At 54.5% G+C, this 13,560-nt stretch carries 14 protein-coding genes; 13 read left to right on the plus strand and 1 reads right to left on the minus strand.

Annotation, left to right across the window (positions count from 1 at the left end; all coding sequences use genetic code 11):
* Positions 1-12 precede the first annotated feature (12 nt).
* The 9 genes from fabG (at position 13) to ptsG (ending at position 8,597) form a co-directional block, all read left to right on the plus strand.
* Complete coding sequence (gene fabG / locus C0560_RS08100; protein WP_100780584.1) at positions 13-747, plus strand: 3-oxoacyl-ACP reductase FabG; 735 nt, start codon at positions 13-15, stop codon at positions 745-747.
* 154 nt (positions 748-901) lie between these two features.
* Positions 902-1,138: an acyl carrier protein gene (acpP, locus tag C0560_RS08105; RefSeq protein ID WP_003857954.1), complete on the plus strand. Its 237-nt coding sequence runs from the start codon at positions 902-904 to the stop codon at positions 1,136-1,138.
* A 91-nt stretch (positions 1,139-1,229) separates the two neighbouring features.
* The gene (gene fabF / locus C0560_RS08110) at positions 1,230-2,471 is read left to right on the plus strand and encodes a beta-ketoacyl-ACP synthase II (protein ID WP_100780583.1); all 1,242 of its coding nucleotides are present in this window, start codon (positions 1,230-1,232) and stop codon (positions 2,469-2,471) included.
* Between the two features lie 123 nt (positions 2,472-2,594).
* Positions 2,595-3,404, plus strand: a complete 810-nt coding sequence (gene pabC, locus C0560_RS08115) for an aminodeoxychorismate lyase (RefSeq protein WP_248859956.1) — start codon at positions 2,595-2,597, stop codon at positions 3,402-3,404.
* Between the two features lie 2 nt (positions 3,405-3,406).
* Positions 3,407-4,429, plus strand: a complete 1,023-nt coding sequence (gene yceG / locus C0560_RS08120) for a cell division protein YceG (protein ID WP_248859957.1) — start codon at positions 3,407-3,409, stop codon at positions 4,427-4,429.
* Positions 4,419-5,060, plus strand: coding sequence for a dTMP kinase (tmk, locus tag C0560_RS08125; protein WP_100780580.1), 642 nt, complete (start codon positions 4,419-4,421; stop codon positions 5,058-5,060). The genes yceG and tmk overlap by 11 nt, the downstream gene beginning before the upstream one ends.
* The gene (gene holB / locus C0560_RS08130; RefSeq protein ID WP_248859958.1) at positions 5,057-6,061 is read left to right on the plus strand and encodes a DNA polymerase III subunit delta'; all 1,005 of its coding nucleotides are present in this window, start codon (positions 5,057-5,059) and stop codon (positions 6,059-6,061) included. The genes tmk and holB overlap by 4 nt, the downstream gene beginning before the upstream one ends.
* A gap of 10 nt (positions 6,062-6,071) precedes the next feature.
* Positions 6,072-6,866 carry a metal-dependent hydrolase gene (locus tag C0560_RS08135; RefSeq protein ID WP_100780578.1) on the plus strand — a complete coding sequence of 265 codons (795 nt, stop codon included), beginning with the start codon at positions 6,072-6,074 and terminating at the stop codon, positions 6,864-6,866.
* Positions 6,867-7,163: 297 nt separating this feature from the next.
* Positions 7,164-8,597: a PTS glucose transporter subunit IIBC gene (gene ptsG, locus C0560_RS08140; protein WP_100780577.1), complete on the plus strand. Its 1,434-nt coding sequence runs from the start codon at positions 7,164-7,166 to the stop codon at positions 8,595-8,597.
* Positions 8,598-8,789: 192 nt separating this feature from the next.
* On the opposite strand, the gene fhuE is transcribed toward ptsG, so the two are convergent.
* Positions 8,790-11,000, minus strand: coding sequence for a ferric-rhodotorulic acid/ferric-coprogen receptor FhuE (gene fhuE / locus C0560_RS08145; protein ID WP_181827615.1), 2,211 nt, complete (start codon positions 10,998-11,000; stop codon positions 8,790-8,792).
* Positions 11,001-11,350: 350 nt separating this feature from the next.
* Between fhuE and hinT the strand changes: the two genes are divergently transcribed.
* Genes hinT through thiK form a run of 4 tightly spaced genes read left to right on the plus strand, consistent with a single transcriptional unit; the run spans position 11,351 to position 13,552 of the window.
* Positions 11,351-11,710, plus strand: coding sequence for a purine nucleoside phosphoramidase (hinT, locus tag C0560_RS08150; RefSeq protein ID WP_006809243.1), 360 nt, complete (start codon positions 11,351-11,353; stop codon positions 11,708-11,710).
* Position 11,711: 1 nt separating this feature from the next.
* Positions 11,712-12,086 carry a YcfL family protein gene (locus tag C0560_RS08155; protein WP_100780575.1) on the plus strand — a complete coding sequence of 125 codons (375 nt, stop codon included), beginning with the start codon at positions 11,712-11,714 and terminating at the stop codon, positions 12,084-12,086.
* A 10-nt stretch (positions 12,087-12,096) separates the two neighbouring features.
* Positions 12,097-12,747 (plus strand): penicillin-binding protein activator LpoB, encoded by a 651-nt coding sequence (lpoB, locus tag C0560_RS08160; protein WP_100780574.1) that lies wholly within the window; start codon positions 12,097-12,099, stop codon positions 12,745-12,747.
* Entirely contained in the window at positions 12,728-13,552 is an 825-nt protein-coding gene (gene thiK / locus C0560_RS08165) for a thiamine kinase (protein WP_248859959.1), read from the plus strand. Before lpoB ends, thiK begins: the two co-directional genes overlap by 20 nt.
* Positions 13,553-13,560: the final 8 nt, after the last annotated feature.

Consider the following 13,560-nt stretch of genomic DNA (forward strand, 5'->3'; position numbering starts at 1 on the left):
AAGAGGATTACCATGAGTTTTGAAGGAAAAATCGCGCTGGTAACGGGCGCAAGCCGCGGTATCGGACGTGCAATTGCTGAGACCCTGGTCGCGCGTGGCGCGAAAGTCATTGGTACTGCGACCAGTGAGAAGGGCGCTCAGGCGATTAGCGACTATTTAGGTGCGAACGGTAAAGGTCTGATGCTGAATGTGACCGATGCTGCATCTATCGAATCTGTTCTGGAAAATATTCGCGCAGAGTTTGGCGAAGTGGATATTCTGGTAAATAATGCCGGTATCACTCGCGACAACTTACTGATGCGAATGAAAGACGACGAGTGGGACGATATCATCGAAACCAACCTGTCATCTGTATTCCGTCTGTCAAAAGCGGTAATGCGAGCTATGATGAAAAAGCGTCATGGCCGTATTATCACTATCGGTTCTGTGGTTGGTACCATGGGAAATGCTGGTCAGGCCAACTATGCTGCGGCGAAAGCGGGTCTGATTGGGTTCAGTAAATCGCTGGCGCGCGAAATCGCGTCACGCGGGATTACTGTAAACGTTGTTGCTCCGGGCTTTATTGAAACGGACATGACGCGTGCGCTATCTGACGATCAGCGTGCGGGTATTCTGGCGCAGGTTCCTGCGGGTCGCCTCGGTGGCGCTCAGGAAATCGCCAGCGCGGTTGCATTTTTAGCCTCTGACGAAGCGAGTTACATCACTGGTGAGACTCTCCACGTCAACGGCGGGATGTACATGGTTTAACCACGATCGAAAATATTTGCGTTATTAGGGCGAATGGCCTCAAAATAACGTAAAATCGTGGTAAGACCTGCCGGGATTTAGTTGCAAATTTTTCAACATTTTATACACTACGAAAACCATCGCGAAAGCGAGTTTTGATAGGAAATTTAAGAGTATGAGCACTATCGAAGAACGCGTTAAGAAAATTATCGGCGAGCAGCTGGGCGTTAAGCAGGAAGAAGTTGTGAACTCCGCATCCTTCGTTGAAGACCTGGGCGCAGATTCTCTTGACACCGTTGAGCTGGTAATGGCTCTGGAAGAAGAGTTTGATACTGAGATTCCGGACGAAGAAGCTGAGAAAATCACCACCGTTCAGGCTGCCATTGATTACATCAACGGTCACCAGGCGTAAGTGAACATCTCCAGGCGGTCATTCGACCGCCTGAGTTTTATCTTTTTTAGTCCCACGAATCCTTTTTTTTATCCCTCCCTGGAGGACAAACGTGTCTAAGCGTCGTGTAGTTGTGACCGGACTTGGCATGTTGTCTCCTGTCGGCAATACCGTAGAGTCCACCTGGAAAGCTCTCCTTGCCGGTCAGAGCGGCATCAGCCTAATCGACCATTTCGATACTAGCGCCTATGCAACGAAATTTGCTGGCTTAGTAAAGGATTTTAACTGTGAAGAGATCATCTCGCGCAAAGAACAGCGCAAGATGGATGCCTTCATTCAATATGGAATTGTCGCTGGCGTTCAGGCCATGCAGGATTCTGGCCTTGAGATTACGGAAGAGAACGCAACCCGCATTGGCGCCGCTATTGGCTCCGGGATTGGCGGCCTTGGCTTGATCGAGGAAAACCACACCTCTCTGGTGAATGGTGGCCCGCGTAAGATCAGCCCATTCTTCGTTCCGTCCACGATTGTTAACATGGTGGCTGGTCACTTGACCATCATGTTTGGCCTCCGTGGCCCAAGCATTTCTATCGCAACTGCCTGTACGTCTGGTGTGCATAACATCGGTCAGGCCGCGCGTATCATTGCTTATGGTGATGCAGACGCTATGGTTGCCGGTGGTGCTGAAAAAGCCAGTACTCCGCTGGGCGTTGGTGGTTTCGGTGCGGCGCGCGCGCTGTCTACCCGTAACGACAATCCTCAGGCTGCGAGCCGTCCGTGGGACAAAGACCGTGATGGTTTTGTTCTGGGCGATGGTGCTGGCATGATCGTACTTGAAGAGTACGAACACGCGAAAAAGCGTGGCGCGAAAATCTATGCAGAAATCGTTGGTTTCGGCATGAGCAGCGATGCCTATCACATGACCTCTCCGCCGGAAGATGGCGCGGGTGCGGCACTGGCGATGGTGAACGCGATTCGCGACGCAGGTCTCGAGCCGGGCCAGATTGGCTATGTTAACGCCCACGGCACCTCGACGCCTGCAGGCGATAAAGCAGAAGCTCAGGCCGTTAAGTCTGTATTTGGTGATGCTGCCAGCCGTATTATGGTCAGTTCCACCAAATCCATGACCGGTCACCTGCTGGGTGCTGCAGGTGCAGTAGAGTCCATCTACTCCATCCTGGCCCTGCGCGATCAGGCTGTTCCGCCAACCATCAACCTGGATAACCCGGATGACGGTTGCGATCTGGACTTCGTTCCACACGAAGCGCGCCAGGTGAGCGGTCTGGAGTACACGCTGTGTAACTCCTTCGGCTTCGGTGGCACCAACGGTTCTCTGATCTTCAAAAAGATCTAAGTTCCGCTGCCCGGTTGCGATAAATGAAAAGGTCCGCTTGTCGGGCCTTTTTTATTCGGTTTTCTTCCCTTGTCCTACATTATTCATCCTGCCAAACTATCGGGTCACGAAAAAGGAGCCTCCATGTTCTTAATCAATGGCCAGCAGCAGGATTATCTTCCCGCGAGCGACAGGGCGACCCAGTTTGGCGACGGCTGCTTCACTACGGCACGCATTGTTGAAGGCGAGGTCTGTCTGCTTGCCGCACATCTTCAGCGTCTGCAAATGGCCTGCGAAAAGTTGCTGATCCCGTTTACTCACTGGGCAGAGCTTCAGCGTGAAATGATCGACCTGGCTAAAGGCAACCCTCGCAGCGTGCTAAAAGTGATTATCAGCCGGGGGGCGGGCGGGCGCGGCTATAGCGGGGCAAGTTGCCTGAACCCCACTCGAATCCTCTCTGTTTCAGCGTATCCCACCCACTACGACATATGGCGTTGCGACGGCATCAGCATGGCGCTCAGCCCGGTTCGCCTGGGCCGTAACCCCTCGCTTGCAGGGATAAAACATCTCAACCGACTTGAGCAGGTGCTGATTCGCGCTCATCTTGAACAGTCAGACGCCGATGAGGCGCTGGTTCTTGACAGCGAAGGTCTCATTACGGAATGCTGTGCGGCCAATTTACTGTGGCGACAGGGTAATGACGTATTCACGCCAAAGATGGATCAGGCCGGTGTGAATGGCATCATGCGACAGTTTTGTTTGCAGCATCTGGCACACTCCGGTTTTCGCGTTGTCGAAGTTCACGCAGGCGAAGAGGCACTGCGGGATGCCGATGAGGTCGTCATCTGCAATGCGTTAATGCCCGTCGTGCCGGTTCGAGCTTATGCCCAGAAGCAATGGTCGTCGCGTGAGTTGTACTCGTTTTTAGCCCCACTGTGTGAGCAAACAAGATAGTCATGAAAAAAATGTTGCGCTTTGTCCTCCTCCTTATCGTCGTAATGGCTATTGCTGGCGGCGTGGGAGTCTGGAAAGTTCGTCAGATGGCGAACAGTCACATTCTGATTAAAGAAGAGACCATATTCACGCTGAAAGCGGGTACCGGGCGCCTGGCGCTGGGCGATCAGCTTTATGGCGATAAAATCATTAACCGCCCACGAGTATTCCAGTGGCTGCTGCGTCTTGAGCCGGAGCTTTCGCATTTTAAAGCCGGGACCTACCGCTTTACGCCGGGCATGACGGTACGTGAAATGCTTGAACTGCTGGAAAGCGGCAAAGAGGCGCAATTCCCGCTGCGATTCGTCGAAGGCATGCGCCTGAGCGACTACCTCAAACAGCTGCGCGACGCGCCCTACATCAGTCATACGCTAAAAGATGACCAGTACGCGACCGTCGCCGAGGTGCTGAAGCTCGAACATCCCGAGTGGGTGGAAGGCTGGTTCTGGCCTGATACCTGGATGTATACCGCAGGCACCACCGATGTCGCCATTCTCAAGCGCGCACACAAAAAAATGGTTACCGCCGTTGAGAAAGCGTGGGAAGGGCGTGCGGAAGGTCTGCCGTATAAAGATCAAAACCAGTTTGTCACCATGGCCTCGATTGTCGAAAAAGAGACGGCCGTCGCCAGCGAGCGCGATCAGGTGGCGTCAGTCTTTATCAATCGTCTGCGTATCGGCATGCGGCTGCAAACGGACCCGACGGTGATTTACGGAATGGGTGAGAACTACGCCGGGAAGATAAGCCGTAAGGATCTGGAAACGCCAACGGCGTATAATACCTACATGATTAGCGGTTTGCCGCCAGGCCCAATCGCGACGCCGAGCCAGGCATCACTTGATGCCGCCGCACATCCGGCGCACACACCGTATCTCTATTTTGTGGCTGACGGAAAAGGGGGGCATACCTTTAACACCAACCTTGCCAGCCATAATCGCTCTGTTCAGGACTATCTGAAGGCACTTAAGGAAAAAAATGCGCAGTAATTACATCGTCATAGAGGGGCTGGAAGGCGCCGGGAAAACTACCGCACGTAACGTGGTGGTCGACACACTGAAAGAGCTGGGCATCGGGGAGATGGTTTTCACCCGCGAGCCGGGCGGGACTGTGCTTGCCGAGAAGCTGAGAAGCCTGGTGCTGGACATCAAATCCGTCGGGGACGAAGTGATTTGCGATAAAGCCGAAGTGCTGATGTTTTACGCCGCCCGCGTGCAGCTGGTCGAAACGGTAATCAAACCGGCGCTGGCAGAAGGGCGCTGGGTAATTGGTGATCGTCACGATCTCTCGACCCAGGCCTATCAGGGCGGTGGGCGCGGTATCGATCAAGCTATGCTTGCAACGCTGCGCGATGCCGTGCTGGGCGATTTCCGCCCCAATCTGACGTTGTATCTGGACGTCACCCCAGCCGTGGGCCTGAAACGCGCCCGCGCGCGCGGTGAGCTGGATCGTATTGAGCAAGAGTCCCTGGATTTCTTTAACCGCACCCGTGCACGCTATCTCGAACTGGCCGCGCAGGACAGCTCGATTCGTACCATTGATGCGACCCAATCCCTTGAGGATGTCACCCGTTCGATTCGCGAAACGGTCACTGCGTGGGTACAGGAGCAGCAGGCATGAAATGGTACCCATGGCTGCGTCCGCACTTTGATCAGCTGATTAGCAGCTATCAGTCCGGTCGGGGGCATCATGCGTTACTGATTCAGTCGTTACCCGGCATGGGTGATGACGCCCTGATTTATGCGATTACGCGTTTTCTGATGTGTCAGCAGCCGGAAGGCAGTAAAAGCTGTGGCAAATGCCGCGGCTGCCAGCTGATGCAGGCGGGGACGCACCCGGACTACTACACGCTGGAACCGGAGAAGGGCAAAAGCTCACTCGGGATCGATGCGGTGCGTGAAGTCAGCGAAAAGCTGTATGAGCACGCCCGTCTCGGCGGGGCGAAAGTGGTTTGGCTGAAGGATGCGGCGCTGCTGACGGAAGCTGCCGCGAATGCGCTGCTCAAAACGCTGGAAGAACCACCGGTGAACACCTGGTTCTTCATGTCCTGCCGTGAGCCGGGCCGATTACTGGCCACATTGCGCAGCCGTTGCCGACTTCACCACCTCGCCGCCCCCCAGGAATCATGGGCGTTAAGCTGGCTTGAACGGAAAGTGACGGTGTCACAAGATGCGGCGTTAACCGCGCTGCGCCTGAGCAGTGGCGCACCTGCCGCCGCCCTCGAACTGCTGCAAAAAGAGACCTGGGCACAGCGAGTGCAGCTTTGCGATGCCCTGAGCGGCACGCTGGAGAGCCGGGACTGGCTAAGTCTGTTAAGCGTGCTGAACCACGAACACGCGCCCGCACGGCTGCACTGGCTGGCTTCTCTGCTACTGGACGCCCTCAAATTACAGCAAGGCGCACAGCTTCTGAGCAATACCGACGTTTGGCCGCTGGTCAATACGCTGGCGAATCAGCTGTCGGGGGCCATACTCCGTGCGATCTTCCACGACGTCAGTGTGTGCCGCGAACAACTTTTAACCGTAACCGGCGTGAATCGCGAGCTGTTACTCACGGACCTGTTACTGCGTACGGAACATTACCTGCAACCAGGCACACAGCTGCCTGCTTCCCATCTCTGAGAGAGACATCATGTTTTTAGTCGACTCACACTGCCATCTCGATGGCCTGGATTATCAATCACTGCATAAAGACGTGGACGACGTACTGGCGAAAGCTGCCGCCCGCGATGTGAAATTCTGTCTGGCGGTCGCCACCACTTTACCGGGATACCGCGCAATGCGCGATTTGGTGGGTGAGCGCGATAACGTGGCCTTTTCCTGCGGCGTGCATCCGCTCAATCAGGATGAAGAGTATAACGTTGAGGATCTGCGCCGTATGGCAGCGGAAGAGGGCGTGGTCGCGATGGGCGAAACCGGGCTGGACTATTTTTACACGCCGGAAACGAAATCCCGCCAGCAGGCGTCCTTTCGCAACCACATCCGCATCGGACGCGAGCTGAACAAGCCGGTTATCGTCCATACCCGCGATGCGCGCGCCGATACGCTGGCGATCCTGCAGGAAGAAAAGGTGACGGATTGCGGTGGCGTACTACACTGTTTCACAGAAGACAGAGAAACAGCGGGCAAGCTGCTTGATTTAGGGTTTTATATCTCGTTTTCCGGGATCGTGACGTTCCGTAATGCTGAACAACTGCGTGATGCCGCGCGTTATGTGCCTCTCGACCGCATTCTGGTGGAAACAGATTCTCCTTATCTGGCACCGGTGCCGCATCGCGGTAAAGAGAACCAGCCAGCAATGACGAGAGATGTGGCCGAGTACATGGCCGTCCTGAAGGGCGTCAGCCTCGAAGAGTTGGCACGTGCCACCACGGAAAACTTCGCTAATTTGTTCCACATCGCCCCCGCCCGCCTGCAATCTGTTTGAAACACCTGTTTTTTTTAGGCTCGTAATTAATAAACAAAGCGAGTAAAGTTCACCGCCTTATTTAGGGCGGTGACGGTGTTTTTAGACATATCTGGAAATGCTTTTTGTAAATTACTGAAAGTTTTTCGATCGTCTGAGGCTGAAACGTGATAGCCGTCAAACAAAGTCACAGGGATTTATTTTACTCTGTGTAATAAATAAAGGGCGCTTAGATGTCCTGTCCACGGCGCGGTTCTCCCCCCGTGCCCATGCGTGAAAGCGTAAAAAAAGCACAAATACTCAGGAGCACTCTCAATTATGTTTAAGAATGCATTTGCTAACCTGCAAAAGGTCGGTAAATCGCTGATGCTGCCAGTATCCGTACTGCCTATCGCAGGTATCCTGCTGGGCGTCGGTTCTGCAAACTTCAGCTGGCTGCCAGCCGTAGTTTCACACGTGATGGCCGAAGCAGGCGGTTCTGTTTTTGCTAACATGCCGCTGATCTTCGCTATCGGTGTCGCTCTGGGCTTCACCAATAACGATGGTGTATCTGCTCTGGCTGCGGTTGTTGCTTACGGCATCATGGTGAAAACCATGGCTGTGGTTGCGCCACTGGTTCTGCATTTACCTGCTGAAGAGATCGCAGCGAAACACCTGGCGGATACCGGTGTTCTCGGCGGTATCATCTCCGGTGCTATTGCAGCCTACATGTTTAACCGCTTCTATCGCATCAAGCTGCCTGAGTATCTGGGCTTCTTCGCGGGCAAGCGCTTCGTACCGATCATCTCTGGTCTGGCTGCGATCTTCATGGGCGTTGTGCTGTCCTTCATCTGGCCTCCGATTGGTACGGCTATCCAGACCTTCTCTCAGTGGGCTGCATACCAGAACCCGGTTGTCGCGTTCGGTATCTACGGTTTCGTTGAGCGCTGCCTGGTACCATTTGGTCTGCACCACATCTGGAACGTTCCATTCCAGATGCAGATTGGTGAATACACCAACGCCGCAGGTCAGGTATTCCACGGTGATATCCCACGTTACATGGCAGGTGACCCAACTGCAGGCAAACTGTCTGGCGGCTTCCTGTTCAAAATGTACGGTCTGCCGGCTGCTGCGATTGCTATCTGGCACTCTGCTAAACCAGAGAACCGTGCAAAAGTGGGCGGTATCATGATCTCCGCAGCGCTGACCTCGTTCCTGACCGGTATCACCGAGCCGATCGAGTTCTCCTTCATGTTCGTTGCGCCGATCCTGTACGTTATCCACGCGATTCTGGCAGGCCTGGCATTCCCAATCTGTATCCTGCTGGGTATGCGTGACGGTACATCCTTCTCGCACGGTCTGATCGACTTTATCGTTCTGTCCGGTAACAGCAGCAAACTGTGGCTGTTCCCAATCGTTGGTGCGTGCTACGCAGTGGCGTACTACACCATCTTCCGCGTGCTGATCAAAGCACTGGACCTGAAAACGCCAGGTCGTGAAGATTCTACTGACGATGCGAAAGCGACCTCTACCAGCGAAATGGCTCCTGCTCTGATTGCAGCATTCGGCGGCAAAGAAAACATCACTAACCTGGACGCGTGTATCACTCGTCTGCGTGTGAGCGTTGCTGACGTGGCTAAAGTTGACCAGCAGGGTCTGAAAAAACTGGGCGCAGCGGGCGTTGTTGTTGCAGGTTCGGGTGTTCAGGCAATCTTCGGGACTAAATCCGATAACCTGAAAACCGAAATGGATGAATACATCCGCAGCAACTAAGTTGTGACCTGGGGAGACTAAGGCAGCCGAATGGCTGCCTTTTTTATTGGCCAGCCTACGCTCACTGGCGTTGCGTTTACCGGGCATATGGGATGTGTAGATCGGGTAAGCGTAAGCGCCACCCAACGTTTATCCCGATAAAAAAGGGAGCCTTTCGGCTCCCTTCGTATTCACGGCTAAATCACGGCGAACTTAGAAACTGTAGCTTCCGCTCACAGAGAAGTTACGCGGTGCGCCATAGACTCCGTAAGTGCCCAGGTAATCATAATACTCTTCGTCAAACACGTTGTTCAGGTTGCCCTGAACCGAGAAGTTTTTGGTGACCTGATAGCGGGTAAAGAGATCGACTACGGTATAGCCATCCTGAGTAATCTGCTTCACGCCGTTCGGGCCGTTGTCGATATCCTGCCAGGTTTTGTTCTGCCAGCGAGCGCCACCGCCCACGGTCAGCTCAGGCAGCATTGGCAGCTGGTAGCGCGTAAACAGTTTCAGTGATGTACGCGGCTGGCCTGGGTTTACTGCGGCGCCATTCTCATCATCTGCAATGTAACGGCTTCCACCGAAGGTCAGCTGCCAGTTATCGGTTAACGCGCCGTTCAGTTCAAATTCGATACCTTTACTGACGGTACCATCAACAGATTTATATGCCGACTGGCCGCCGGAGCCTGGGATCGTCGTTCCAGTATTAACGGCCACGTTGTCCTGCTCGATACGGAAGACAGCAACCGTCGCGGTCAGACGGGTATTGAACCAGTCGCCTTTCACACCGGCTTCATAGCTCTTACCGGTGGTCGGGTCGATAAACTTGCTGTTGATATCGCGCTGGCCCGTTGGCTGGAAGATAGAGGTATAGCTCCCGTAGACCGACCAGGTATCGTCGATGTCATAGATCAGGCCCGCGTATGGCGTGACGTCATCGAACTTCGCGTTGCGGATTTCGTCCGGTTGACGCTCCAGATTGTACTTCGCGCTCCACTCGGTGTAACGCGCGCCGAGGATAAGGTGCAGCGGATCGGCCAGTGACAGGCGGGTGGCGCCATAGACTGATTTCTGGCGGATGACGTCACGCTGATAGAGCGAGAAGCCGGACCAGCTCGGATCAGCCAGTTTGCCGTTGTAATCGTAAATGCTGCCGACATCCATCAGGCCATAGTTATCGTTAACCGGATAGGAGTTGTCATAGTTATTGCGCTGACGGCTGTAGCTGCCGCCAAACATGACTTCGTGCTGACGGCCCAGCAGCTCATAGCCGCCGCGCACGAACGCATCCACAGAGTCCTGTTTACGTTCGCCCCGGTTCCAGCCGCCCCAGGCGCCGTACCAGCTGGAGGCATCGTACAGGCCGGTTGTTTTATCCGGATAACCGTCGATGTACATCAGTTTGCTGTCAAAATTGGTTTCCGCATGCATGGCGTTAACTTTGGCTTCCCAGCCGTTATCAAAGCGCTGCGTCAGGTTAGCGAAGACCTTGGTAGAGTCGTTATTGGAGTAGGTCCAGTCGGCCGCCGTGTTAAAGCCGCGACGGAAATTGGTTTTGCTGCCATCGCTGAACATGGACGGAAAACCGCCCCAGGTCGGGCTGTCCTCTTCGCTCTCCTGGTAATCATAGCCCAGGGAGAGGGTGGTGGAGTCCGTAATGTCTGCGTCGAGGATCCCGGAGACAAATTTCTTACGGTAGTGGTTACGTTCAACCCAGGAGTCGCGGTCTTCGTAACCGGCGATCACGCGCCCGCGCACATTGCCGGATTCCGTCAGCGGCGCCTGCAGATCCATCACGTAACGCTGTTTGTCCCAGCTGCCGTAGGTGGCGGAGACGTTGCCTTTGAACTCTTTGCTGTCGGCGTGTTTACGCACCATATTGACGTAGGCAGAGGGGTTACCCGTTCCGCTCATCAGGCCGGCTGCGCCGCGCACCACTTCGATTTTGTCGAAAATGGCCGTGTCGCCTGCGGTATCACCAAAATTCCAGCGGTTATCGAGGAAAGTGGGCATATCTTCATAGGCAAAGTTGCTGATGAAGAAACCGCGAGAATAGAAGTTGGTACGGCTGGTATCGATGCGTGACGCACTCACACCGACGGTGTTATCCAGCACCGCGCCAATGGTGTTCAGCTCCTGATCCTGCATACGCTGCTGGCTCATTACGCTGACCGACTGGGGAATATCACGCGGAACCAGCAGTAATTTGGTGCCGGTCGTGGTGGTTTTGACGCTGTAATCCTTATCCTGCGCGCTATTCTGGTCTTGCGCGTTATCAGCCCCGTCAACGACAACGGTATCTTCTGGATTCGTTTCAGCGAAACTTGCGGTCGGCATCAATGCCATAGCAATACAGGCTGCCAGCAACGAAGGTGTTGCGACAGACTGACGTTGCCCATCCCTGGTGTGATTAATGAAAGACATTATCAAACCCTTTCTGAGTGAATGGTAATTTTTTTGCCCCAGTCCCGATAACGGTCGGAGGTCATTTCTATGTTGAAAATGCGCATGAAAATGCAAATGCGAAATATACGCATTTGATTTAACCGTGTAAACAGATGTAACCATTGCCACTGAAATTATGTTTCAGTTCATTCCGGGGGGTGAATGGTCAATCAGCGACCATCCATTGAACGTTAAAGAAAGAAATAACGGGATAAGGTTGAAAGGACAGGAGAAACTCGCTCATACTCTTGTGTTGTGTCACGGGCAATTGCCGTATGTCAGCCTTTGCCGGTCACGCCACGCCAGATTAAACCAAAAAGGAAAACGTCATGGCTGAAGAAACCATTTTCAGTAAAATTATCCGCCGTGAAATCCCGTCGGATATCGTGTATCAGGATGAACTGGTCACTGCTTTCCGCGACATTTCGCCTCAGGCTCCGACACACATCCTTATTATCCCCAATATTCTGATTCCGACCGTTAATGACGTGAAAACTGAGCATGAAGTGGCATTAGGCCGTATGCTGACGGTAGCAGCGAAAATTGCTGAGCAGGAAGGGATTGCCGAAGACGGATACCGTCTGATCATGAACTGCAATCGTCATGGTGGGCAGGAAGTTTATCATATTCACATGCATCTGCTGGGCGGTCGTCCGCTGGGTCCGATGCTGGCGCATAAAGGTCTTTAACATGCAAAGAGGGCGTATCGCTGTTCTCCTCCTGGCGATGGTAATGGCGGGCTGTAGCTCGCGTCCCGCGATCCCGGTCAGCGACGAACAGACGCTGGTGATGGAGTCGTCGGTACTGGCTGCGGGCATCACCGCAGAAGCACCGTCGCTGACGGTCAGTGAAATTCAGCCGTCGGCGTCCTCTACGCTCTATAACGAACGACATGAGCCTGTCACCGTCCACTATCGGTTTTACTGGTATGACGTAAGAGGCCTCGAGATGCATCCACTTGAAGCGCCGCGCAGCGTCGTTATTCCGGCGAATTCGTCGGTCACGCTTTATGGCAGCGCTAATTATCTGGGTGCGCATAAGGTCAGACTTTATCTTTATTTGTAAGGGGTGAACCTTGATTAAAAATTTGGGCCGTTACGCGCTCGTGACTGCTTTTGCGCTCTTCCTGTCGGGATGTATCACCCGTACGGAACAGCAACCCGCGCCCGTTGATGAGGCTAAACCGGGCACTGAACAGCCAGTGACCCCGACGGAGCCGGTTCCAACGGTGCCGTCCGTGCCAACCATTCCTGAACAGCCAGGGCCGATTGAACATCCGGATCAAACCTCGCAGCCTGCGCCACGCGTTCGCCACTATGACTGGAACGGCGCGATGCAGCCGATGGTCGGCAAAATGCTGCAGGCACAGGGTGTTACCGCAGGCAGCGTGCTGCTGGTGGACAGCGTGAACAACCGCACCAACGGTTCGCTGAATGCCGGTGAAGCCACCGAAACCCTGCGCAATGCGCTGGCGAATAACGGCAAGTTTACGCTGGTCTCCGTGCAGCAACTGTCGGTTGCGAAGCAGCAACTGGGCCTGTCACCGCAGGACAGCCTGGGCTCGCGCAGCAAAGCGATTGGTATCGCCCGTAACGTTGGCGCGCAGTATGTGCTCTATTCCAACGCCACCGGCAACGTCAATACGCCAGCCCTGCAAATGCAGCTGATGCTGGTTCAAACGGGTGAGATTATCTGGTCAGGTAAAGGTGCCGTTACACAACAATAACGTCACGCGCGAAACGATCGTTTCGCGCTACTTCCCTCAGTATCGCCTTGTCGCGCCGCAAACCCACGCCGGGTTTAGCGGCGCGAGTTGCATTATTGAACAGGGCGAGCGCCGTCTGGTGTTGCGTCTGCGCCACGGTGCGAGCGGGCCCGCGTTCTGTTTTCGCCGTCAGTACCACGCTTTATGCCGTCTGCCTGCCGATCTGGTGCCAAAGCCGCACTGCTTTCATCGCGACTGGATGGCGGTGGAGTATCTTGTGGGCGAGATCAAAAGCGAGCTTCCTGATACCCAAACCCTCGCAGGCATGCTGTATTATCTGCACCGGCAATCCCGTCTGGGCTGGCGAATTACCCTGTTACCGCTGCTCGATGCCTACTGGCAAGGGGCCGATCCCGCCAGACGCACACCGTTCTGGCTGGCTACGCTAAAACGTCTGCGTCAGCGCGGCGAACCGCAGCCCCTGCGGCTGGTGCCGTTGCATATGGACGTTCATGCCGGAAACATTGTGCATACGCCGGCAGGGGAGCGGCTGATCGACTGGGAATATGCCGGTGATGGCGACGTAGGGCTTGAGCTGGCGTCCATATGGATGCCGACGGAAAACGCCCGCCAGGAGTTTATCGATGTCTACGCCAAAACGGCGAACATCGATGCGCATCACCTGAAAAAGCAGGTGCAGCGCTGGCGGCCCTGGGTACTGATGATGATGGCCGGGTGGTTTGAATTACGCTTTCAGCAATCAGCTGACAAACAATTTATCGCGCTGGCAGATGACGTCTGGCGTCAGTTACAAACTAAAGGATAAGAGAGGTT

Origin of the sequence: Lelliottia sp. AC1, assembly GCF_023278595.1 — a bacterium.
Taxonomy (GTDB): domain Bacteria; phylum Pseudomonadota; class Gammaproteobacteria; order Enterobacterales; family Enterobacteriaceae; genus Enterobacter; species Enterobacter nimipressuralis.